Below are 23023 nucleotides of genomic sequence, written 5' to 3'. Positions count from 1 at the left end.
AGGCAGCGGGCGGGAGACCGGGGTATCGTTCTTGCGTAGCCCCGTTCCGATTTCCGGCTCGCGTTCGGCGAGCCGATGCACCTGCGAAAGACATCTATGATCGGCATCGACGATGGCGTGCCCGGGCCTCTCGGGGCGCATTTCGACGGCCGGGGTGTCAATTTCGCGCTGTTCTCGGAGAACGCCACCGGCGTCGATCTGTGCCTGTTCGAGCCGGGCGAGCGCCATGAGAGCCGTGTCGTCCCGCTGCCCTGCCGCACCGACGATGTCTGGCACGGCTACCTGCGCGGCGTGTTCCCCGGCCAACTCTACGGCTACCGGGTGCATGGGCCGTGGGAGCCCGCCAACGGCCATCGCTTCAATCCGGCCAAGCTCGTCCTCGACCCCTATGCGCGCGAGATCCAGGGTCGCATACGCTGGCACGATTCCCTCTACGGGCACCGTCGCGGCCTCCAGCGGGAGGACCAGATCGACCGGCGCGACAGCGCGACCTTCATGCCGCGCGGGGTGGTGACGGCGCCCGACCTGCCGGATCTCGCGCTCAATCCCATCCGCCGGCCCATGGGCCAGACGGTGATCTACGAGGCCCACGTGAAGGCGCTGACCCAGCGTCACCCGGCGATTCCCGAGGCGGAGCGCGGCACCTACGCCGCCCTGGCCCATCCGGCGATCGTCGAGCACCTGTTGAAGCTGGGCGTGACGGCGATCGAGCTCCTCCCGATCCAGGCTTTCGCCGACGACCGGTTCCTGGTGGAGAAGGGGCTCGTCAATTTCTGGGGCTACTCGCCGCTCGGCTATTTCGCGCCGGAGCCGCGCTATCTCGGGGCGGCCGGGACCGGGGGCCTCAAGGCGGCGATCCGCGAACTCGCCGCCGCCGGGATCGAGGTCATCCTCGACGTCGTCTACAACCATACCTGCGAGGCCGATCATACCGGACCGACCCTGTCGTTCCGGGGCATCGACAATGCCAGCTATTACAAGCTCAACCCGGAGAACCGGCGGCAGGAGATCGATTGCACCGGGTGCGGCAACACCCTCGACCTCGACCACCCGAGGGTGATGCAGCTCGTCCTCGATTCCCTGCGGCACTGGGTGACCGCCTACGGCGTCGCGGGGTTCCGTTTTGATCTCGCCACCAGCCTCGGACGCACGCCGCACGATTTCACCGCCAAAGCCGCCTTCTTCCAGGCCATCGCCCAGGATCCGATCCTCTCCCGCGCCAAGATGATCGCGGAGCCGTGGGATATCGGCATGGGCGGCTACCAGCTCGGCGCCTATCCGCGCGGCTGGGCCGAGTGGAACGACCAGTTCCGGGACAGTGTGCGCGGCTTCTGGCGCGGCGATCACGGTATTCTGCCGAAGCTCACGCAGGTTCTGTCCGGCTCGCGAGAAATCTTCGCCGGCTCCGGCCGGTCGCCGCTCGCCAGCATCAACTACGTGGCGAGCCATGACGGCTACACCCTGGCCGACGTCGTGGCCTACGAAGAGAAGCACAACCACGCCAACGGCGAGGAAAACCGCGACGGCCACGGCCACAACCTCTCGCGCAATTACGGTGTCGAGGGTCCGACGGAGGATCCGGCGATCCTGGCCGTGCGGGCGCGGCAGAAGCGCAATCTCCTGGCGACGACCTTCCTGGCCCAGGGCGTGCCGATGCTTCTGGCCGGGGACGAGCGGTCGCGCAGCCAGAACGGCAACAACAATGCCTATGCGCAGGACAACGCGGTCAATTGGCTCGATTGGGAGACCGATCCCGACCCCGGCCTCACGGCGTTCGTCGCCAACCTCACGGCCCTGCGCCGCGACCAGCCGGCCCTGCGCCGCCTGACCTTCCTCACCGGCGCCGTCATCGGGGACGGGCCGCTGCGCGACGTCCACTGGCTCTCGCCCTGCGGCGCGGAGATGGACGACGAGGCCTGGGGCGATGGTCACCGGCAGGCTTTCGGCATGCAGATCGGCAACGACCTGCCGAGCGCGGACCGCCTGCTGATCCTCATCAACGCCGCCGACGAGCCGGTCGATTTCACCCTGGCCCCGGTCATCGGCGGGCCGTGGATGGTCGTCTTCGACACCACCCGGCCGACGGGCGTGGTCCAGGCCGGACAGGCGCTGTTTCCCCCCAACGCGCGCCTGCGCCTCGATCCCCGTTCGCTCTACGTCCTGCGCGCGCGACAGGCGGCGTCCTACGAGATCTGACGGACGGGGCGGCAGGCCGCTTCGGACGCCCGCGTCCCGATCAGCGCTCGTCCACGCCGCGCCAGGCCGGGCGGCGATCGGCCTCCGCCAGCGTGTCGCGCGACGCGCTCGCGACGGACCCCGCCACCTTCTGGACCAGGGCGTCGGCACCCTGGCGCAGTGCCTTCTCGCGGACATCGCTCGGCAGGGCGTCCCAGGCGAGAGAGGCGGTGTTCTCCACGGACGGCGCCGTCGGGCGCGCCGCGAGCCCCGGATCGTCGCGATGGGCGGCGAGGTAGGAGAGGATGCCGATCGCCAGGCAGGCGCGAATGAGGAACGACATGGAAGTCCCGGGTTGGTTCGGTGCCGGCCGTGAGCGGCCCGTTGTGACCGAGCCTCGGCGCAGAACGTAAAGCGCCTCTCACGCACGCCCTGAAATCGAGAACCATGGTGAACACGGCTTTGCCGCCATGCCCCTGCGAACCGGCATGTCGTGCCCGGCCCTGTGGATAGCGGGCGATGTGCCCCGAAAGGGGCCGTCCACCGAATAGGCGTGGTTACGGACCGGAAAGCATCCGCGAACAATCGGTCGGGTCTGCGCAACACTCGCTTAAGTCCGGTCTGCGAGGTTTGGCCTCAGTCGAGTTCAAGTCGAACCCGAGTCAAAGTCCAGCAAGGGGCGACGAAGCGGCCGTCGAGGCACTTCGCGCTGTGCGTGTGCGTATTGCGTATCTACAGCGGCCTGGCTTCCATGATCGATCTCCGGCTCGCCGGGCTCGTCCACGAGTCGGTGGTCGAAGACGATGCCGTGCGGTTCCGGCACGAGCGGTTCCTGGTATCGCGCCTCGCGACCGGGATCGTGATGATGGCTGCCCTGCCGCCTTACCTGCTCTGGCGGGGCGTCCCCACCGGCCTCGAAGTCCTCGCCATCGCCAGCCTGATGCTGCCGGTCTTCGCCGCCGTGTTCCTGTCGCGGACGGGGATCCTGTGGGTCGCCCATGCGATCTCGTCGGCCGGTCTCACCGGCCTCGTGGTCTGCCTCGCCCTGATGTCGGGCGGCGTGAACTCCGCCGCCGCGATCTGGCTGGTGGCGATCCCGCTGGAAGCGGTCGTGTCCGGTTCGCGCCGGGCGACGCTGGCCGCCGCCATCGTGGCGATGATCGGCGCCCTCGTGGTGGCGTTCCTGCCGCACGGCGCCATCTCGCTGCCTCTCCTCGACCTGTCCCGGTCCGTGGCGATGCCGGTCTTCGCCATCACCGCCATCGGTCACGTGGCCGCCCAGGCCATGGAGCATCTGCGCCACGAGGGCCGCTGGCTCGCGCGGATGCGCGACAACGAGATGCGCGACCGCATGCTGCTCTCGGCCATCGACGACCTCGTCACCTGGCACGACCGGAACGGTCGCGTCATCGAAGCCAGCGCCTCGTCGTCGCGCTTCGTCGGCATCGAGTCCGTTCGCCTGCGCGGACACGGGCTCCTCGACCGGGTCCATGTGGGGGACCGTCCGGCCCTTCTGCAGACGATCAGCGACGTGGCCGCCAGTGGCATGCCGGCCACCGTCCAGTTCCGCCTTCATCTCGACCCGGCGGCCCTGCGCGCCGAAGGCGAGCCGCGCGTGATCTTCGCCGAGATGCGGGCCCACCGCATCGCCGGCACCCTCTCGGGGGTCGAGGGCTCGAGTGTGGTCGCCGTGACCCGTGACGTCAGCGAGCATCGTCGCCACGCGGAGGAGCTGGAGCACGCTCGCGCCGAGGCCGAGCGCGCCGACGACCTGAAGAGCCGCTTCCTCGCCACCGTGAGCCACGAGCTGCGCACGCCGCTCAACGCCATCATCGGCTTCTCGGAAGTCCTCGCCGGCCAGAGCTCCATGACCCTCGGCCCCGAGCGCAGCCGCGAATATGCCGAGATCATCGGAAGCTCCGGGCGCCATCTCCTCGACGTGGTCAACGCGCTCCTCGACATGTCGCGCATCCAGAGCGGCAATTTCGATTACGTTCCCGAGACGATGAATGTCGGATCCCTGGTGCGGACCTGCTGCGACCTGATGCAGCTGCGGGCCGATCAGGGCGGGATCACCCTGGTGCGCGGCACCGACGCTGCGGGCATCGAGATCACGGCGGATGCGCGCGCCTGCCGGCAGGTGCTCATCAACCTCCTGTCCAACGCGGTGAAATTCACCGCGCCGGGCGGGCGGGTCGAGGTCTCCGTGCGGCGAAGCGCGTCGCATCTCGACATCGTGGTGGCGGATACGGGGATCGGCATCGGCGCCGACGACCTGCCCCGCATCGGCGCCCCGTTCTTCCAGGCGGGCGGCGGATACGACCGGACCCATGAGGGAACCGGGCTCGGTCTCTCGGTGGTGCAGGGGCTCGTCGGCCTCCATGGCGGCAGCATCTCCATCGAGAGCGCCGAGCGCCAGGGCACCAGCGTGACCGTGACGCTGCCCATCGATTGCCGGCGCGGCTCCAGCACCGCTCCCCCGGCCCCGATCCGGACCGGCGTTCGTCGCCCGGCGCCCCTGCCGGTCGCGGAGGGGATTGTGGTCCCGGTGCGCCGCCCGATCGGTCTGTTCGACCCCGCGCCCGAAGCGGTGAGCGAGCGCTACATTCCCATGCAGCGCGCCGGATGAGCCCCTTGTCCGATCACCGCAACCCGACGCGTACCTCGTCCCGGAGCCGGCATCCGGGACGAGGTACGCAGCTCACCGTCGGATCCTGCGTCCCGGCGATGCCACCGACCCGTTTTCGGCTCGACCTGTCGGGCCGTTTTCTGCGTTTGAGAGGATAGACCATGCGCGAACCGCTGCCGAAGCGCGACCAGCGCGAGATCGTCGTTCCCACCAGGGCCGCGCAGACCGCCGTTCCGCGCCGGAAACCCGCCTCGACCCGCGCCCGCCGGCCCGCCTTCGGCTGGCTGCGCGGCGTGGCCTCGGCCATCGGCAGTTTCGGCCGGCTCTGCCTGCGCCGGCCCGGCGAAGTGCTCGGCTCGGTGGTGGCCATCGGCGCGGTGGCGGCCGTGGCCATGAATGCGCTGGGCTACCAGGGGGGACGCCACCCCGCGCCGCTCTTCCCGACCCTCGGCAAAGGCACTGCCGCCGCCAAGTCCACGGCCGGCCCGTCGCCCGAGCCGGTCAAGCTCGCGGAGGCCCCGCCGCGCCGGATCGAGGCGCCGAAGTTGGAGACGGTTCCCGAACCGAAGGCTGTGCCGGCGACCGAGGCGGCGAAACCCGTGCCTAAGCCGGCGGCTGCCGCGCCCTCCACCAAGCGCGACGTCATCGCCGACATCATCAAGGCCGGGGAGACCACGGCCTCGGTGACGCCGAAACCCGATCAGGCCGTGGCGCAGGCGCAGCGGGCGCTGGTGAAGCTCGGATACGGACCGCTCGTTGCCGACGGTGTCCTCGGCCCCGGTACACGGGCGGCCATCGAGAAGTTCGAGCGCGACCGCAAGCTGCCGGTCAAGGGCGTCGCCGCCGGTCGCACCTTGCGCGAACTCGCCTCGCGCGCCGGTTCGACCAAGGGGTAGGGCAAGGAATCCGGCATTCGGAGGCGGCTCGCGGCCTCCGTGAGGCTACCGGACACACACATCTGCTCGATGCTGGTTCCCCCTATCCAAGTGGGTTCGACGTGAAGCGCGACGGGCTCCCTCTCCTTCTATGAGAGGGGACCCGCGCATCCCATGAGATGTACGAATGCCGTAGCCCCGCGAAGGGTGGTCTTCCCGTTCGTCCGCCTCAGCGCGCAGAACCCCGAAAGCCTTTCAACGCATCCGGCTATCGCACGGGCGAGACCGTCATTTCCGCAGCGGCACGCCCTTCGTGGTGAAGCGCGGCGCGCCCGGATGGCGCAGGGGGCGTGGCTGGCCTCCCGGCTTACCCGAGCCCGTTCCCGGCGGCTGCGAGGACGGAATGAGCTGGTCCGGCCTCGGCCCGATGAGGTCCGCCCGGCCCATGGCCCGGAGCGCCTCGCGCAACAGGGGCCAGTTCTCGGGATCGTGGTAGCGCAGGAACGCCTTGTGCAGCCGGCGCTGCCGCATCCCCTTGATCGCGTCCACCGGCTCGCTGCCGCCGCGCCGCACGCCCTGCAACGGGTTGATCTCGGTGTGATACATGGTCGTGGCCGTCGCCATGGGCGAGGGCAGGAACGTCTGGACCTGATCGGCGCGATAGTCGTTCTTCTTGAGCCAGACGGCGAGGTTCATCATGTCCTCGTCGGTCGTGCCCGGATGCGCCGCGATGAAATACGGGATCAGGTAGTATTTCTTGCCGGCTTTCTTGGCGGCGGCGTCGAACATCTCCTTGAAGCGGTCGTAGGTGCCGATTCCCGGCTTCATCATCAGGTCGAGGGGGCCGCGCTCGGTGTGCTCGGGGGCGATCTTCAGCCGGCCGCCGACATGGTGGGTCACGAGCTCCTCGACGTATTCGGGGCTTCGCACCGCCAGATCGTAGCGCACGCCGGAGGCGACCATCACCTTCTTGACGCCCTCCACCTCGCGGACCTTGCGATAGAGCCGGATCAGGTCGTCGTGCGAGGTGTTCAGGTTCGGGCAGATGTCCGGGAAGACGCAGGACGGCAGGCGGCACGCCGCCTCGATCTTCGGGTCCTTGCACGCCATCCGGTACATGTTGGCCGTGGGGCCACCAACGTCGGAGATCACCCCCGTGAAACCCGGCGTCTTGTCGCGGATCAGTTCGATCTCGCGCAGGATCGAGCCCTCCGAGCGGTTCTGGATGACGCGGCCTTCGTGCTCGGTGATGGAGCAGAACGTGCAGCCGCCAAAGCAGCCGCGCATGATCGTCACCGAGAACTTGATCATGTCCCAGGCGGGGATCTTCGCGTCGCCGTAGGAGGGATGGGGCGCGCGGGCGTAGGGCAGGTCGTAGACCGCATCCATCTCGTCGCTGGAAAGCGGGATCGGCGGCGGGTTCAGCCACAGGTCGCGGTCGCCGTGGCGCTGGACGAGGGGGCGGGCGTTGCCGGGATTGGCCTCCCGGTGCAACACCCGCGAGGCGCGGGCATAGGCCTCCTTGTCGTCCTTGACCTCGTCGTAGGCGGGGAGCCGGATCACGGTCTCGCCGGGGCGGCGGGAGGCGGCCTCGTCGGCCGAATCGAGATCGTCGGCGGGCAGCTCGGTGTAATGCTCGGGCACGCGGCGGAACAGGGCGACGCCCCGGACCGAGTCGAGCTCGTGCGGCGCCGCGCCGGCGGCGAGGCGGTTCGCCACCTCGACCACGGCGCGCTCGGCATTGCCGTAGAGCAGCAGGTCGGCCTTCGCGTCCGCCAGGATCGAGCGGCGCACCTTGTCGGACCAGTAATCGTAATGGGCGATGCGGCGCAGGGACGCCTCGATGCCGCCGAGGACGATCGGCACGTCCTTGTAGGCCTCGCGGCAGCGCTGCGTATAGACGATGGTGCAGCGGTCCGGGCGGGCGCCGCCTTGTCCGCCCGCCGTGTAGGCGTCGTCGCTTCGCAGGCGACGATCCGCCGTGTAGCGGTTTACCATCGAATCGAGATTGCCGCCGGTGACGCCGAAGAACACCCTCGGCCGGCCGAGCGCCTTGAACGGCTCCGCCGATTGCCAATCGGGCTGGGCGATGATGCCGACCCGGAACCCTTGCGATTCGAGCAGCCGGCCGATGATCGCCATCCCGAAGCTCGGATGATCGACATAGGCGTCACCCGTCACCAGGATGATGTCGCAGGCATCCCACCCGAGCGCGTCCATCTCGGCGCGGCTCATGGGCAGGAACGGCGCCGCCTTCCCGTAAAGTGGCAGCTTGCAGGCGATGGGAGCCGGTGAGCGACTCGCGGAAACTTGGAGGTCCATGGGGTCTGCATAGACCGCGAAAGCTCAGAGCTCAACGAAGGGCGAGGGAGCCGGGCGCCGCGATCCCATCACGGTGACTGAGATTGAAGAAATACCGGACGGTACCGAAGGCCGGATCGGGTAAACCTTTCGGCTCTCTTTGAGGCCGGTCCCCGCGCCACGCCTTCGGTGCTATAGGCGGGCCATGCCTCGCCTGCGCTCCGATTTCTGGGTCTCCGCCCATCTCCGCCGTCTTGCCGTCGAGGGGATCGACGCGGTGCAGCGTCGGCGCGGCGCGCCCGAGGCGGGGGCGATCTTCGTGAAGGTCGATCGCCTGGATGGCCGGGCCGATCTCTATGGTCCGGCCCCGCAATCCCTCGTCGATACCGGGGACGGGGCCGATCGCAGCTTCGTCCGGCTAATGAGCGAAGCCTCGCCGCCCGATGTCGAGCTCCGCCTCGGCAAGGAACTGCGCTTCGACGACGATCTCTGGATCGTCGAGATCGACGACCGCCAGGGCCGCCACCACCTCGATCTCGCCGAATAGGACGAGGCGAGGCCCCGGCGAGGGTCAGTTCGACGCCGATTGCCTCACGCGGCCGGGGAGGGCAGGGCGAAGCGGCGCACGCTCTGCGGCGGCCGGCGCCATGCGCGGGCGGACCGCATCGGGGGCGGTGTAGGGCTGGTGGGCGGTGCCGCCGTTGAGCCGCTCGGGCAGTGGCTTGTCGAGGACCGCGCTGAGAAGGTCGCGGGCCGCGCCGCTGGGGATGGTGCGGAACAGTTTCACCAGGTCGTAGACCCGGTCCACGGAACGCGCCACGGTCTCGTTGAGGGTGAGGAAGACATACACCGCCTCCTCTTCATGCAATCCCGCCGCGCGAAGCGCGAGGGTGAGGAGTTCGTAGCGCTGGCTCGGGTCCGGTGTCGCGCCGAGGAAGTTGCGCTGCAGGCCGAGCATCTCGGCGAGGGCCGCGACGAAGCCGGCCACATCGTTCCTGCCCGAGAAGCCGGTGAGGACGGCGCCCGCCTCGCGCGGCATGGGGGGCGACGGCCGAAGAGCCGCGCGCGAACCTACCGCCCGGCCGATCGCCTCGCGCAATTCTTCGTCGGCGAAGAGGAACAGCGGTGCCAGATCCCCCGGGGCGAGGTCCGGTCTGGCGAGAAGCGCCTGGGCCAGATCGGGCTTCGTCCGCGCGCGGCCGACGAGGAGGGCGATGGTGGTGCCCTGAAGAGCGAGCTGCCAGTTTTCGGCGAGAGCGAGATCGATGGCGGCCACGTCGCGCGAGGCCATCTCCTCGATGAGGCTGCGGCTCAGATCGGCCCTGCGGGCGATGGCGGCGGCGATGTCGGAGCCGTCGGCGAGGGCGGCTTCGATCACGCGGGCCGAGAGGTCCGGCGCCTGCGCGATGATGAGATCCCGGATCTCGCCGCCGCGCGCGGCGAGCGCCGCGAGTACGGATTGCGGGGTCGCGGGGAAGGGCGCCAGCTTGCGCGCCACGATCTCCGCCGTCTCGTCGTCGACGGTGGGGATCAGACCGCCGGCGAGGGATTCGAACGCCTCCACCGTCTTCCGGTCCCGCACCGAGGCGGTGAGGAACAGATCGGTCTGCACCCGGAGGATGACTGGTTTCAGATCGAGGTCACCGAGACGCGACAGTTCGATCAGGCCGGAGAAGTCCGGCGCATCGTCGAGAGATGGGGACATGGCACTTCGTTTACGCAGAACTCGCTGGACACAGCTTTAGCGAGCTTGCGTGAACCGACCTTTAAAGGGCGCCGCCGCGGCGGCGCCCTTCTTGCCCCATTGCGGGATCAGCCGACCAGCCGGGCCTTGGTCTCGGCCGTGGAATCGGACCCCTTCGGCGGCGGGAACACCACCGGTGTCGCGGCGCCCGGCGCCATCGGTCCGGTTGACGGCGCGGAGGGGGCCGAGACCATCTTGGCCCCGTTCACGGCCGTCGGTTCGGCGGGCTTCGTCGGCGCGGCCACGGGTGCACTCACCGGGGCCGGCATCTCCGTGCCCGGAATCGAGGTCGCGAGCGCCGGCTGGCTGCGGTCGTCCCCGTCGTCGAGGTCGCCGGTCACGTCGTTGCCCGACGGGCCTTCGAGCAGCTCGGTGGGTGCCTTCCAGACGAAGGCGTCGAGATGGCCGGTGACGGGCGAGACCGGCGCCCAGCGCTCGGAAGCGACGCCGTCGGCGATCCACATGGGATCGCGCGGGGCATGGGCGGCGCGGGCCAGCCATTCGCGCGCCCGGCCGGAGCCGGCACCGTGCTCGGCTTCCTCGACCTTCGCCATGGTCAGGCAGGCGCGCACCGTGGGGCGGTCCGCCATGAGAGGCGACAGGGCCTCGCGGGCCTTGCCGAATTCCTGCGCTTCCAGGGCCGCCTGCGCCAGAGCGAGGCGGGCTTCGGGATGCCAGGTGGAGATCCGCGCCAGGTTTTCCGCCCGGGCGAGCCGGTCACGCACGGAATCGCCGACACGCAGGCCGAGATAGACCTTGGCGAGATCCGGGTGGGGATTGGCGCGCCAGGCCGCCTCGACGATCTTGGCGGCTTTCTTCAGGTCGCCGCGCCGCGCCAGAAGGCGTCCGGCGACGCAAGCGGCGGGGACGAGGTCCGGCGCCAGCTTCACCGCGTCGAGGGCGCGCTGCGTCGCCGCCTCGGGTTCACCCGCCTCGCGGGTCTGGGCGGCGGCGGTGAGGAGCACGGCGCGCTGGCGGCGGGCGAGCCCCTTCTCGATGAGGCCCGAGGAGGCGCGGCGCTCCACCGTCTGCACGGCACCGCTCCAATCGCCATCGGCGCATTGCGCCTCGAGCATGGCCTCGTTGGCCCAGGTGACGCTGGGGGCGAGGCGTGCGGCCTCCGCGGCATAGGCGCGGGCAGCGACGTCGTCCTCGCGGCGGCGGGCTTCGACGAAGAGACCGCGCAGGCCCAGCACCCGCGTTTCGGGGTCGTTGGCCATGCGCTGGAACGCGTGCTCCGCCGCTTCGCGGTCGCCGGAGATCTGCGCCGCCTGCGCCTTCAGCAGGAGCGCCAGGGGCTCTGCGCCGAGCAGGCGCTCGGCATCGCTGGCATGGCGCCGTGCCGCGAGCGGGTCACCCGAGCCGACCGCGACCATGCCGCGCGAGAGGGCCGAGAAGCCCTTGGCCCGGCGCCGCTCTTTCGAGCCGCGGACCAGCGTCTCGGGCAGGGTGATGATGCCCCGCACGATGGCCCAGATGAAGCCGATGACGATGGCCGCGATGAACACGCCGATCAGGGCGATGGCGAGGCTGGTGGCGAGCTCGTAGCCGTTCCAGACGATGGTGACCGTGCCGGGGCGGTCGGCGATCCACGTCGCCCCGAAGGCGGCGAGGGCGAGAAGGGCTAGGAAGGCGAGGGCGCGCCACATGGGATCACGAACTCCGGAAGGTGGCGTCGGCCGGGGAGGGGACGCGCGTATCGGGAAGGGCGGGCGCGCCGCGCCCACAGATGATGATCGAGGTTCCGCCGTCCGGCATGCCGGACGGCGGAACCGGAGGGGCGATCCTCACCGGGCGGCGCCGGTGGAGGGCAGCGCCTTGAACGCATCCGCCAGCAGTGCCTGCGCGGCATCACCCGCCGCGGCGCGCGAGGCGAGCTTGGTGCCGAACTCGCCGAACTGCGCGCGCACATCCTCAGGCAGGCCGGCGAAAGCCTTGGCCGCCTCGGCGATGGCGCCGCGATCCAGGGCATCCTGCACCTTCGGCACGGCGTCCTCGGCCGCGGCCTCGCCGGGGGCGGCGGGAGCGTCGACCTTGCGGACCTGGACGATGGATTCGGCCATGCTCATCAGGCGCTGCTTGATGTCGCCGGTCTCGGCCACCGACTTCGCCTGGGCCGCCTTGCGGATCGCGGCGATCCGCTCGGCGATGGGACGGAACTCGGCCGCAAGGCTCCGCGCCGTCGGGGCGCCCTTGTCGGCGAAGGCCGCGACGGCGGTAAGCCGCGCCGGATCACCCGGCTCGGAACTGCGCAGGGCCGCCAGCGCATCGGCATAGGGCGAGCCGGTGTTCAGCGCGCCGACGATGCGATCCGCCGCCACGACCCGCATGGCGGCCTGGACGGTGGAGGCCTCAGCACGGGTGGCCACGGCCTTGTCGAGGCCGGCGATCTTCTCGGATTGGGCCTGGAGGAGCCGCTCGACGCCCTTGGCCGCTTCCGCCGCCTGCGTCTTGTTGGCGTCGACCGCCTGCTGGCTCGCCTGCGTCGCCGCCTGGACCGCTTCCGTGGCCGCCTTCACCCGCGCTTCCAGGGTTTGCTGGAGGCTGGCGAGTTTCTGGGTCAGGGCCTCGTCCGCCTCCGAACTCGCCTTGGTCCTCTTCTCGAGGTCACCCTTCAGCGCGGTGACCTGGCTGGCCAGGGCATCGTCGGCAGTGGGCTTGGCCGCATTCTCCACCTTGCCCTCGACGGCCTTCAGCCTCTCGTCGAGGCCGGACAGCGCCTGGGGCGAGATCGCGGTGAGGGCGGCGTTGCCGGACTGGTCGCGGCCGGGCTCTTCCTGCAGGGCGGCGACGCGCTGGTCGAGCCCGTCGAGGCGGGCGACGAGATCCTGCGGCAAGGCCGCCGCGGGGGCAGACCCATCGGCCGGCGGGCTCGCCGAGGCGGAACCCGCCTTCTGTAACGCGTCCTTGGCGGCCGCATCGGCGGAGCGGATCGCCTCCGGCAACGGCTTCAGGGTGGCCTCGTTGGCCCCGATGCGTCTGTCGAGGGCGGCAAGGGCGTCCTTCGGCGCGAGCGTCGCGATCTTCTGGTCGAGGGCGGCGATGCGCCCGTCGTCAGCGACCCCAAGGGCACCGGAACGCTCGACGGCAAAGAGCAGGCCCGCGCCGATCACGCCGCCGAGGAGCCCCGCCGCCGCCACCGAGCCGAAGCCGGCCCCGCCGCGCTTGGGTTCGGTCGCGACAACGGCCGGGCCGATCTTGGGCGTCGTCGAGCCGGCGGGCTTGGTATCGGAGCCAGTGGGCTTGGCATCCGACGGGGAGGAGGCCTTGTCCGCGCTCGTGGTGAAGGTGCCCGAGCCGGAGGGCTTCGTCGCGCTCGACGCGGAACCGGTCTTCGCGGCCTCGGCCGGATCGGGAACCCGCTTGGCCTTCAGGTCGATGATCGGCCCATCGGTGAGATCCGCCTTCGACGGCATGGACTGAGCGCCGCTGCCGGATGCGCCGGTCTTCGGCGGGTCGGTCCTCATGGAAGACGGATTCGCGCCCGCAGCGCCCGGACCGGCGGCCTTGGGCGGCTCGGACTTGAACGGCTCAGCCTTGGGAGGCTCGGATTTGGCGGGCTCGGATTTGAGACCACCGGCCTTGCCGGCGTCGAAGGGCGATGCCGCCGGCTTGGGCGGATCGGATTTGACGGGCTCGTTCTGGAGAGCAGCCGCCTTCGCGGCATCGGGCTTCGTATCGCCCGGCTTTGCTTCCGGGGGCTTGGCTTCGAGAGGCTTGCCTTCGGGAGGCTTGGGAGCCGTCGAGACCGGCGGCACGGCGGGCTTGAGTGCATCGGTCCGGACCGGCTGAGACGGCGATCCCGCAGGCTGCGTCGACGGCTTGACCGCACCGGGATTGGTCGCGCCGGGGGGCGTGGCACCGAGCGTCGTGGAGCCGGGAGTCGTCGTGACGGGCTTGGCCGTCTCAGGCTTGGCCGTCTCGGGCTTGCCTGCTTCTGGCTTGGGGCCGTTCGGCCCCGTCGGAGTTCCCGGACCTTTTCCGTCGCTGTTGGATGGATTCACGGGCGTCTTGCTCCCTTCCCGACTTGCGTCTGCCGCATGAAGCACCCCCGGCGCGTGTCGCGCTCGGTCTGCCGCCCTGCGGTCACAGCGTATGCGTTCGTCCTAACACCGAGGCCGCGGCCTCGGCGAGACCGCTTGTCGGAAACCTGATGTCAGACCCGCGAGAAGTGATTCCTCGTTGGCCTGTTCCGCGACGAAATGGGGGGCGATCCCGGCCTGGGCCAGGGGAACCGCCACGTCCGCCGACAAGCAGTAATGCCTGAGCGCCGCGAAAGCTCCGCCATATCCCGCTTGCCAAGCGAGTTCGCAAGCCGTGGCCGCGCTTCTTCGTGAGTAGTGCAGCACGCCTGTCAGGGTGGAAGGCGGGCCGAGCGCCGTCGCCACGACGGCGGGCAGCGAGACCACCGGTCGCGCGCCATAGGCGATGTGGGTCGTCACCCGGAATCCCGCTCGGGTCAGGGATGCCGCCGGCTCGGCCTTGCGGTCCTCGCCCGCCAGATGCAGGAGCGAGGCTCCCGGCGCGGCCTCCCGCACCACGAGGTCGACGAGATCGGCGGCGTTGCCATCCGCCGTTTTCACGGAGACGAACCCGCATTCACGCGCCAGCGCCGCCGTGCGCACGCCTACCGCGAAGACGGGGAGGTGGTGTATCGGCCGCCACTGCGAGGCTTGCCGAAGCGCGTTCGCGCTGGTGACGAGAATGCCGTCGAAGACGCCCGGAGGCAGGGGCGCACCGGTCGCCTCCACCACGAGGACCGGCGCCACCAAGGGCTCGTAGCCCAAAGCGGCGAGCCGCCCGGCCGTGCGCGTGGCCCCCGGCTCGGGCCGCGCGATCCATATCCGCATCGCCACCATCACCCCGGATTCGCCCGTCGCCGCGGCGTTGGCAAGCCGCTTCGATGACACGTCCACTCGGCGGGTGCCCATCGTTGCCCTCGGGCGCCATGCCCGGCTAGGGTGGAGACCTCCGTTTCCGTAAAGTCCAAAGCATCGCCATGAACGTCCTCGGCATCGAAACGACCTGCGACGAGACGGCCGCCTCGATCGTCATGCCGGGCGAGGATGGGCGCGGCCGCATCCTCTCCAACGAGGTTCTGAGCCAGATCGCCGAACACGCGGCCTATGGCGGCGTCGTGCCCGAGATCGCGGCCCGCGCCCATGTGGAGGTCCTCGACCGCCTCGTGGCCCGCGCCCTCGACACGGCCGGGATGACGCTGTCGCAGGTGGACGGTATCGCCGTCGCGGCGGGGCCGGGCCTGATCGGCGGTGTGCTGATCGGCCTCGTCACCGCCAAGACCCTGTCGCTGGTGGCGCGAAAGCCCCTCATCGCGGTGAACCATCTGGAGGCGCATGCGCTGACGGCCCGGCTCACCGACGGCATCGGCTTTCCCTACCTGCTGCTGCTCGCCTCCGGCGGGCACACCCAGCTCGTGGCGGTGAAGGGGGTCGGCGATTACGTCCGCCTCGGCACCACCGTGGACGATGCCATCGGCGAAGCGTTCGACAAGGTGGCCAAGCTCCTGGGCCTCGGCTATCCGGGCGGCCCCGAGGTCGAGCGCATGGCCGAGACCGGCAATCCCGAGCGGTTCGCCCTGCCGCGCCCCATGCTCGGCCGCCGCGAGCCGAACTTCTCCCTCTCCGGCCTCAAGACCGCCCTGCGGATCGAGGCCGAGCGTCTGGCCCCGCTCTCCAGCGCCGACGTGGCCGATCTCTGCGCCAGTTTCCAGGCGGCGGTGGTGGACGTGGTGGTGGACCGGGTCCGTGTCGCCCTGCGCGAATTCGGCTCCATCGCGGGCCATCCGACCGCTCTCGTCGCCGCCGGCGGGGTCGCGGCCAACGGCGCGATCCGGCGTGCGCTGACGACACAGGCCAACGAGGCCGGGCTCACTTTCGTGGCCCCACCCCTCTCCCTCTGCGGCGACAACGGCGCGATGATCGCCTGGGCGGGGATCGAGCGCTTGCGCCTCGGCCTCGTGGACGATCTCACCGCGCCCGCCCGCGCCCGCTGGCCCTTCGCCGAGGCGGCGGCGGTTGCCTGAGGGTGTTTTGACAGGGACCGTGCCGCCCGTCGCCCTGCAGAGGCTCTGGCGCGACCTCGTCGACCGGCGGCTTCCCCAGGCCGCCCGTGCCCGGCCGGAATGGCCGGTGCGCGTCGATCATTGCTTCGCGCGCATCCTTCTCGACAATGCCTGCGGCGGCCCCTGGCGCGAGAGCGTCGCCCCGCCGGCCTGGGCCAACATGCCGCCCGACCGACTGGCCTTCGCCATCGATCTCGGCGAGGCGGTGCTGGCGGCGAAGGCCGATCTCGGGCTCCTGAACCGGCGCTCCCTCGCCTGGCGCGGCAAGATCGGGCGCGCGGTCCCCACCTCGACCCCCGCCTCGCTCACAGGGCAGGGTTTCGTCCTCCGGCGCTGGATCAGGGCCGACGACGCGCCCTTCGCCGCGCTCAATGCCGATGCGGAGGTGATGCGGCATTTCCCCTCCACCAAGAACCGGAGCGAGAGCCTGATCGAGGCGCGCGCCATCGACCGGCGCTTCGAGTCCGACGGGTTCGGACCCTGGGCGGTGGAGCTGCCGGGGGAGGGCTTCGTCGGCTTCGTCGGCGCCATGCGGTTGATCCGGCCGATGCCGTTCGCGGGCGGGGACGTCGCCGGCTCCGTGGTGGAGATCGGCTGGCGCCTCGCCCGGTCCGCCTGGGGGCGTGGTCTCGCCACGCGAGCCGCGAGGCTCGCCCTCGCCGACCTGTTCGGGCGCTGCGGCGTGCCGGCGGTGGTCGCCTTCACGGCCACCGGCAACACACCCTCCCGGCGGGTCATGGAGCGGCTCGGCATGGCTTTCTCGGAGGACTTCCTCCATCCCGCCCTGCCGGCGGACCACCCCCTCCAGCCGCACGTGCTCTATCGCCTCTCGGCGGAGGGGGCGTTCGCAGAGGGGGACCAGGCGCCAGAGGATCATCGATCATGAGCGACCGGATTGCGGTGGTGGGCGGCGGCGCCTGGGGAACGGCGCTGGCCAACGCGGCGGCGGCCACGGGGCGGCCCGTGACCCTGTGGCTGCGCGACGGGGAGGCCGCCGCACGGCTTCAGGCCAGCCGCGAGAACGCCCGCTACCTGCCCGGCGTGACGCTGCACGACGGCATCCGCGCCACCGGCGAAGCGCGCGATCTCGCCGGGGCGGGCATCGTCCTGCTGGTGACGCCGGCCCAGACCCTTCGGGGCGTTCTGGAAAATCTCCGCTCGTCCATCGATCCGCAGGCGGCCATCGTGCTCTGCGCCAAGGGGATCGAGCGCGGCAGTGACGCCTTCATGAGCGCGGTGGCCGCCGAGGCGATGCCCGGCGCGTCGGTGGCGGTCCTGTCCGGCCCGAGCTTCGCGGTGGATGTCGCCCGCAACCTGCCCACCGCCGTGACCCTGGCCGCCGGGGACGGCGATCTGGCCGGCCGCCTCGCCGCCGCTTTGTCCGGTCCGGCTCTGCGCGTCTACCACACCGACGACGTGCGCGGCGTCGAGATCGGCGGGGCGGGCAAGAACGTCCTCGCCATCGCCTCCGGCATCGTCGCGGGACGCGGCCTCGGCGAGAGCGCCCGCGCCGCCCTGATCGCACGGGCCTTCGCCGAGTTGATGCGCTTCGCCCGCGCCTATGGCGGGCGGCCCGAGACGCTCATGGGCTTGTCCGGCCTCGGCGACCTCGTATTGACCGCCTCCTCCCCACAATCGCGCAACTTCGCCTTCGGCCAGCGCCTCGGCGCCGGGGCCACCCCGGAGGAAGCCTCCGGCGGCAAGCTCGCGGAAGGCGCCTTCACCGCCGCCGCCCTCATCGCCCTGGCGCGCCGCAACGCGGTGGAGATGCCGGTGGCCGAGGCCGTGGCCGCCATCGTCTCCGGGGAAGCGAGCGTCGACGCCGTGGTGGCGGGCCTCCTCGCCCGCCCGCTCAAGCGGGAAGCCGAATGAGCACGGGGCCGATCCACGCTTACCTTGCCGGTCACGGGCGCGACGGCGCGCGTCGCAGCCTCGCCGACATCCTCGCCTTCGACGATGCGCGGATCGAGGGCGTCCACGACTACATCCAATGGTGCTTTCCCCTGGCCGAGGCCAGCCGCGCGGTGCCGGGCGCCCCGGTGCTCGGGCTCGACGAGGCCGCGGCGATCCGCGCCGACGAGGCCGCGCGGGCGGGCTTGCGCTCTGCGCTGGCGCGGATGCGGCTCTTCTATACCCGCACCGACGGCTGGCTCCGCCCCTACGACCACAACCACCTGCGCATCACCCGGATCCTCACCGCGATCCGCCTCCTCCTCGGTCCCGCCGAAGCGGAGGCGTTCCACGCCTTCGTGACCGCACGCAACGCGCAAGCCGGCTCGCCCATCAACCAGGACAGCCTGCGCTATTGGGGATCGGCCCTCCGCGACGCCTGACGGCCACGCTTTCCCGCGCTAAGGAAGCGCGACGATCGAAAAGGCGACCGATGGCGTACTGGCTCTACAAATCCGAACCCAAGACCTGGTCCTGGGACCAGCAGGTCGAGGCGGGGGAGCACGGCACGCCTTGGAACGGGGTGCGCAACCACGTGGCCAAGCTCAACCTCATGGCGATGCAGGTGGGCGAGCGCGGCTTCTTCTACCATTCCAACGAGGGCAAGGCGGTGGTGGGGATCGTCGAGGTGATCCGGCCCTACTATCCCGACGACACCGACCCGACCGGCCGGTTCGGCATGGTCGACCTGCGGGCCGTCGAGCCGCTGGCGCGTCCGGTGACCCTGGAGGCGATCAAGGCCGAGCCCCGCCTGAAGGCGATGGTGCTCGCCAACAATTCCCGCTTGTCGGTGCAGCCGGTGACGGAGGAGGAATGGAGGATCGTGCGGGAGATGGGTGGGCTGGGCTGACCATCCGGCACCCGCGCCGTCACGACGGCGACGCGGCTCAACCCTGCCGCTGCGCCTGGGTCACGGCCACGTGGATGAGTTCGGCCAGCGTCCGCACGCCGAGCTTCTGGCGCATCTGCGAGCAGGCGTTGGTGACGGTCTTGTAGCTCACCGACAGGTCGCTCGCGATGGCGCCGTAGGACTTGCCCTGGGCCAGGCGGGTGAGGATCTGCTGCTCGCGCGGGGTCAACTGGCTTTCGGGCGTGCGGCGCGGGTCGGTGCGCAGCATGGCGACCTCGGTGGCCAGACGCCGGTCGAGATAGACCTGGCCGGAACGGACCTTCTCGAACGCCTCGAACAATTCCACCGAGGCGTGGTCCTTCAGCACATAGCCCAGCGCCCCGGCCTCCAGCGCCCGCGAGACGATCACCGGGTCGTTGTGCATGCTGAAGACGAGGATGCGGATGCCGGGCGAGGCGCTTCGCATCCGGCGGATGAGATCGAGGCCCGCGAGCCCGCTGCCCTGGAAGGTCAGGTCGCAGATCACCATCGACGGGCGCAGGCGGAAGAACAGGCGATAGCCGGCCACCGTGCTGGTGGCCTCGGCGATCCGCTCGATTCCGGCGTCTTCGAGGACGCGGCGGCAGCCCTGGAGGACGATCGGATGATCGTCGATCACGAGGACGGGCGCCTGGGTCGATGTCGGTGTGAACGCGTTCATGCGGAAACGATCGGGCTCGTGTCCTCGGCCCGCTCGGGATCGAGCGGTATCGCTATCCGGACAACCGTCCCCGGCGCCGCATTGTCAAGCCGAAATGTGCCGCTGAGCGCTTCCACGCGCTCCCGCATCCCCGATAAACCCATTCCGCCGCGAAACCCGCCATCGAGGCTGGCGGATGGGGTGCCGTGGTCGGCGGGCAGGCCGGTGCCGTCGTCGCGGATGACGAGGCGGAGCTCGTCGGCGGCCGCGCGCTCGTTCGCTTCCACCGTCACGGTGCGGGCCGCGCCATGGCGCACGGCGTTGGTCATGCTCTCCTGGATGCAGCGGAACACCGTGAGATCGATGAGGTCGCCGTAGCCGCGGGCGAGATCGGTGAACGTCCCCGAGAACGTCGTCCCCGGATGGCGGCTGCGGAAGTTGCGCAGGAGCAGCTGCAGGCACTCGGCGAGCGGCACCTGCCCGAGGGCGTGCGGGCGCAGGCGGTTGAGGAGGTCGCGGTTGAGGCCCTGGACCTGACCGACGATGGCGCTGATCTCCTCGGCGCGGGCGGCGAGCTTGCTGCGGTCGGGCTCGGTCGCGCCCTGCGCCATCCGCGTCACCGAGGCGGCGTTCGCCTCCAGGGCGAACAGGCAGGGGCCGAACTCGTCGTGGAGCTCCAGGGCCGTGCGGCGCCGCTCGTCGTCCTGGGCGGTGAGAAGCTGCCGGTTGAGGCGGCCGTTCGCGGCGCGCGCCTCGGCGAGCGCCCCGGCCACGCTGTTGAAGCGCTCGGCGATGACGGCGAGTTCCCGCGAGGCCGGCGGGTCGAGCCGCGCGGTGTAATCGTGCCGCTCCAGTTGGGTCAGCCCGTCGGCGAGCTGGGTCAGGGGGGCGAGGACCCGGCCGAAGGCGATGTAGAGGGCGCCGAGCAGGCCGAGATTGAGGCACAGGCTCGCCAGCGAGAGGGAGACGGTATAGCCCCAGACCTCGTCGATCTCGTCGAGGGGCTCCGTGGTGATGAGGGCGGTGCCGATCCGCTGCTCCTGCGCCACGATGGGCAGGTCGTCCCGCTGCGGCGTCGGGGCGATCAGCTCGGCGAACCAGCGCGGCGCCAGATGGGTCTCGCGGCGGGGGCGGGGATTGGCGACGGCCACCTTGCGGCCCTCCGCATCGAAGACCGCGACCCGGACGTGGCGAAGCCCCTGGACGCGCAGTTCCAGGGTCTGGAGCAGGCGCGCGGGCGAATCGGACTGGGCGAGACCGATCGTATCGGAGACGATCAGCTCGATATTGGCCAAAGCCGCCTTCATCTCCACCTCCACCGCCGAGCGGGCGTTCACCACGATCAGGCTGAAGGAGACGAGGGCGGCCAGGAGGTCGATGGCGAGGACGAGGACGACGAGGCGTGCCCGCGTCGGCAGGGCGGCCCAGGTCGGGCGTCGCGAGGCGCCACTCGCGGTTTCCACGGGGGGAGGGCCTGGGGGAGACAGGGTCATCGTCGATCGTACCGGGATGGATCGGGGGCGGCGTCGCGCTTGTAGCGATATCCCATCCGCTTGGAATGCGCGCATCCGGAACGGCGCGCACCGCGCTCCTTTCTCCCCGCCGCAAGGCCATCTGGAAATGGTCGTCGGCCTCAAGTCCTCGCCGGATACCGAGCGTTAAGCGACAATGCTTTATCGAGATTCATGTGAGCGACGACACGGGCGTGACTGGCGAGGTGTCCGAGGACATCTTTGTGCCCGAATGTCGGCCTCACGTCGGCACTACGCCGTCGCGATTCCGTGACGGTCAAACGTTTTTTTCGAGCATTGCTAGAGATCTCGCCCGATGATGCAGGTTGCCATCGACCCGAGCGAAAGGCGCGACACCGGCTCCCGCGGGCCGGCTCCTGCCAAGCCGGCTCCTGCCAAGCCGGCTCCTGCCAAGCCCGCTCCGGCCAAGCCGGCACTGGCGCAGTCGGTGAAGCCCGTGGCGAAGCCCGCCGCACACGGTCGCATGATCGCCCTCGGGACGCTCGGCTGCGTGGCCGTGGCCGGCCTGTCCTACGCGGCCTATTCGGCGATGGGCAGCCTCGCCGGCCCGCAGGTGGTGCGGCCGAACCTCTACCAGATGCAGAAGGCGCAAGGCCCCCAAGCCAAAGCCGCCGATTGGCCCGACCTGCGCGACGGCGTGCCGGCCCTGGCCTCGGCCACCGGATCGTCCGTGCCGCCCCGTGATCCCGGTATCCAACTCGTGGAAAGGCGTGCCCTCGTCGAGGAGCCGGCGACGGCCGAGACGTCTGCGAAGGTCCAGAGCCCCGCATCGGTCCAGGCCGCTGCCAAGGTCGAGGCCATTTCCAAGATCGAAGCGCCTGCCAAGGTCGAAGCGCCCGCGACGGTCGAAGCTCCGGTAACGCTGGCGGCGGCGACGCCCGGTCCCCCCGTCGTCAAGGCCGAAGTGCCGCGCTCGAAGGCATTGCCGCCGATCGAGCCGGTGAGTCTCGCCCTGCCGCCCAACGCGCTCTCGCCCATCGTGCCGAACCGCGTCGCCGCCGTGATCGCCCCGAACGCGGCCCAGACGATCAAGGCTCGCTCGGCCGAGATCAGTTTCGCGTCGCTTCCCGCCGAGCCCGCCCGGACCAAGGCCGAGCCGGTCAAGCCCGCCGCCAGCGTCGTGGCGAAACCCGCCGCCGCCAAGCCCAGCGTGGCGGCGGCAAAGCCCAAGCCGGTCAAGGCGGCCAAGCCCGTGCAGGAGGCCAGCGCCGAACCCGCAGCGGCCCCCGCCGCCGCGCCGGAACCCGAACAGAGCGAGATCTTCGGCCTGAAGGTGCCGTCCCTCGCCCCGGCCGGCCGCAAGATCGCCGAGAGCGTGGAAGCCCTCGGCAACGCCGTGAAAAACCTGCCGAACCAGTTCTGACGGGAGAGCCATGCGACGGTGCATGGCAGTCCTGGCCTGTCTCCTCGCGGCAGCCTCGGCCCTCGCCGATCCGCTTGGTCGCCAGGGGACCGTCATGAATCCCGACTGGCTGGTGGCGCCTCGGATCGGGATCGGTCGCCTCGTCTTCGGCCTCACGCCGGAGAAGGTCGCGGCGGTGGCGGACCCGGTCTACGGTGCGCCCTCGCCGCTCATCCGAGGTGCGCAGGCCGCCGCCGATGTGGACGCCATGATCGCCGAGCTGGGTCCATCCCTGTCGGCGGCCGACATCTCGGCCATGAGGCAAGCCGCCACCGATCTGGTGAGCCTGGACCGGCAGAACCTCGAGAAGGACCGCACGCCGATCCTTCTGGAATACCGCGACGGCCGATTGGACGGCGTGACGGTCGAGGCGCGGCATGCCGAGACGCATGTCTGGAAGGAGCGCGTCTTCTCGCTGACGGCGAGGGAGGTGCTGCGGCTGTTCGAGCGGGCGAACGGTGCCCCCGGCCGGTTCCGGTCCACCGAAGCCGCCTTCGACAACCTCGCGGTCTCGCTCTTCGCGTTCAGCCGGGTCTCACCGGACGGCAAGGTCCAGGCGGTGCGGGAGGACGACCCGGATTTCACGGGACGCTCCGTGACCCTACGTCGTGCGCCCTACCGGCCCGCGAACGAGATGGACCGGTTCGTCACGGCGTCGTTCGAGTGACGGAGCGGGCTTGCCGGTACTGCTCTTTCCCCTTGAGCGGCTGGCTTCATACCTCTGCTTTGACAAGCAGACGGCGTCCCTCTCCCCCTTGTGGGGAGAGGTTAGGAGTGGGGGTGGCGCCGCCAGCCTCTGCCCCC

The 23023-nt window shown here is 70.6% G+C and carries 19 protein-coding genes; 11 read left to right on the top strand and 8 right to left on the bottom strand.

Annotated elements, in window-relative coordinates; genetic code table 11:
* Positions 1-96: 96 nt before the first annotated feature.
* A complete protein-coding gene (glgX, locus tag ASF34_RS17075; protein WP_056162759.1) occupies positions 97-2196 on the top strand; it encodes a glycogen debranching protein GlgX in 2100 nt (699 codons plus the stop codon).
* Between the two features lie 40 nt (positions 2197-2236).
* Here glgX and ASF34_RS17070 read toward each other — a convergent pair whose 3' ends face one another.
* Positions 2237-2518: a hypothetical protein gene (locus ASF34_RS17070; RefSeq protein ID WP_018042242.1), complete on the bottom strand. Its 282-nt coding sequence runs from the start codon at positions 2516-2518 to the stop codon at positions 2237-2239.
* A gap of 372 nt (positions 2519-2890) precedes the next feature.
* Here ASF34_RS17070 and ASF34_RS17065 point away from each other — a divergent pair, with 372 nt between their 5' ends.
* Both ASF34_RS17065 and ASF34_RS17060 read left to right on the top strand, forming a co-directional pair.
* On the top strand, positions 2891-4804 hold the full coding sequence (locus ASF34_RS17065; protein WP_056162755.1) for a sensor histidine kinase: 1914 nt from the start codon (positions 2891-2893) through the stop codon (positions 4802-4804).
* Between the two features lie 161 nt (positions 4805-4965).
* Positions 4966-5700: a peptidoglycan-binding domain-containing protein gene (locus ASF34_RS17060; RefSeq protein ID WP_056162751.1), complete on the top strand. Its 735-nt coding sequence runs from the start codon at positions 4966-4968 to the stop codon at positions 5698-5700.
* A gap of 267 nt (positions 5701-5967) precedes the next feature.
* Here ASF34_RS17060 and ASF34_RS17055 read toward each other — a convergent pair whose 3' ends face one another.
* Positions 5968-7914 (bottom strand): YgiQ family radical SAM protein, encoded by a 1947-nt coding sequence (locus tag ASF34_RS17055; protein ID WP_443136547.1) that lies wholly within the window; start codon positions 7912-7914, stop codon positions 5968-5970.
* A gap of 271 nt (positions 7915-8185) precedes the next feature.
* Between ASF34_RS17055 and ASF34_RS17050 the strand changes: the two genes are divergently transcribed.
* Entirely contained in the window at positions 8186-8527 is a 342-nt protein-coding gene (locus tag ASF34_RS17050; RefSeq protein WP_018042246.1) for a DUF1491 family protein, read from the top strand.
* Positions 8528-8551: 24 nt separating this feature from the next.
* On the opposite strand, the gene ASF34_RS17045 is transcribed toward ASF34_RS17050, so the two are convergent.
* The 4 genes from ASF34_RS17045 to ASF34_RS17030 form a co-directional block, all read right to left on the bottom strand.
* Positions 8552-9685 carry a DUF2336 domain-containing protein gene (locus tag ASF34_RS17045; RefSeq protein ID WP_018042247.1) on the bottom strand — a complete coding sequence of 378 codons (1134 nt, stop codon included), beginning with the start codon at positions 9683-9685 and terminating at the stop codon, positions 8552-8554.
* Positions 9686-9792: 107 nt separating this feature from the next.
* Entirely contained in the window at positions 9793-11373 is a 1581-nt protein-coding gene (locus tag ASF34_RS17040; RefSeq protein ID WP_056162745.1) for a heme biosynthesis protein HemY, read from the bottom strand.
* Between the two features lie 138 nt (positions 11374-11511).
* Positions 11512-13728 carry a hypothetical protein gene (locus tag ASF34_RS23665; RefSeq protein ID WP_056162743.1) on the bottom strand — a complete coding sequence of 739 codons (2217 nt, stop codon included), beginning with the start codon at positions 13726-13728 and terminating at the stop codon, positions 11512-11514.
* 102 nt (positions 13729-13830) lie between these two features.
* A complete protein-coding gene (locus ASF34_RS17030) occupies positions 13831-14574 on the bottom strand; it encodes a uroporphyrinogen-III synthase (protein ID WP_056162996.1) in 744 nt (247 codons plus the stop codon).
* Between the two features lie 149 nt (positions 14575-14723).
* On the opposite strand from ASF34_RS17030, the gene tsaD reads away from it, so the two are divergent.
* The 5 genes from tsaD to ASF34_RS17005 are packed head-to-tail and all read left to right on the top strand — an operon-like array spanning position 14724 to position 18606.
* Positions 14724-15767 carry a tRNA (adenosine(37)-N6)-threonylcarbamoyltransferase complex transferase subunit TsaD gene (gene tsaD / locus ASF34_RS17025; protein ID WP_056162740.1) on the top strand — a complete coding sequence of 348 codons (1044 nt, stop codon included), beginning with the start codon at positions 14724-14726 and terminating at the stop codon, positions 15765-15767.
* Between the two features lie 7 nt (positions 15768-15774).
* On the top strand, positions 15775-16692 hold the full coding sequence (locus ASF34_RS17020; protein ID WP_244479031.1) for a GNAT family N-acetyltransferase: 918 nt from the start codon (positions 15775-15777) through the stop codon (positions 16690-16692).
* Positions 16689-17678, top strand: coding sequence for an NAD(P)H-dependent glycerol-3-phosphate dehydrogenase (locus ASF34_RS17015; protein WP_056162735.1), 990 nt, complete (start codon positions 16689-16691; stop codon positions 17676-17678). Before ASF34_RS17020 ends, ASF34_RS17015 begins: the two co-directional genes overlap by 4 nt.
* Complete coding sequence (locus ASF34_RS17010) at positions 17675-18139, top strand: Opioid growth factor receptor (OGFr) conserved region (protein ID WP_056162732.1); 465 nt, start codon at positions 17675-17677, stop codon at positions 18137-18139. Before ASF34_RS17015 ends, ASF34_RS17010 begins: the two co-directional genes overlap by 4 nt.
* A 50-nt stretch (positions 18140-18189) precedes the next feature.
* Positions 18190-18606, top strand: coding sequence for an EVE domain-containing protein (locus ASF34_RS17005; RefSeq protein ID WP_056162729.1), 417 nt, complete (start codon positions 18190-18192; stop codon positions 18604-18606).
* 37 nt (positions 18607-18643) lie between these two features.
* Here the strand turns inward: ASF34_RS17005 and ASF34_RS17000 are convergent, their stop codons facing one another.
* The gene (locus tag ASF34_RS17000) at positions 18644-19306 is read right to left on the bottom strand and encodes a response regulator (RefSeq protein ID WP_018042257.1); all 663 of its coding nucleotides are present in this window, start codon (positions 19304-19306) and stop codon (positions 18644-18646) included.
* Positions 19303-20778 (bottom strand): ATP-binding protein, encoded by a 1476-nt coding sequence (locus ASF34_RS16995; RefSeq protein WP_082494213.1) that lies wholly within the window; start codon positions 20776-20778, stop codon positions 19303-19305. The genes ASF34_RS17000 and ASF34_RS16995 overlap by 4 nt, the downstream gene beginning before the upstream one ends.
* 334 nt (positions 20779-21112) lie before the next feature.
* Here ASF34_RS16995 and ASF34_RS16990 point away from each other — a divergent pair, with 334 nt between their 5' ends.
* Together ASF34_RS16990 and ASF34_RS16985 are read left to right on the top strand one after the other, a co-directional pair.
* Positions 21113-22180 carry a hypothetical protein gene (locus tag ASF34_RS16990; protein ID WP_056162723.1) on the top strand — a complete coding sequence of 356 codons (1068 nt, stop codon included), beginning with the start codon at positions 21113-21115 and terminating at the stop codon, positions 22178-22180.
* A 22-nt stretch (positions 22181-22202) separates the two neighbouring features.
* A complete protein-coding gene (locus ASF34_RS16985; RefSeq protein ID WP_056162721.1) occupies positions 22203-22886 on the top strand; it encodes a hypothetical protein in 684 nt (227 codons plus the stop codon).
* The last annotated feature ends 137 nt before the right edge of the window (positions 22887-23023 follow it).

The organism is Methylobacterium sp. Leaf106, from assembly GCF_001422895.1.
GTDB classification, from domain to species: Bacteria; Pseudomonadota; Alphaproteobacteria; order Rhizobiales; family Beijerinckiaceae; genus Methylobacterium; species Methylobacterium bullatum.
The sequence above is the reverse complement of the archived record's forward strand: the minus strand, read 5'-3'. Positions and strand labels throughout refer to the sequence as shown.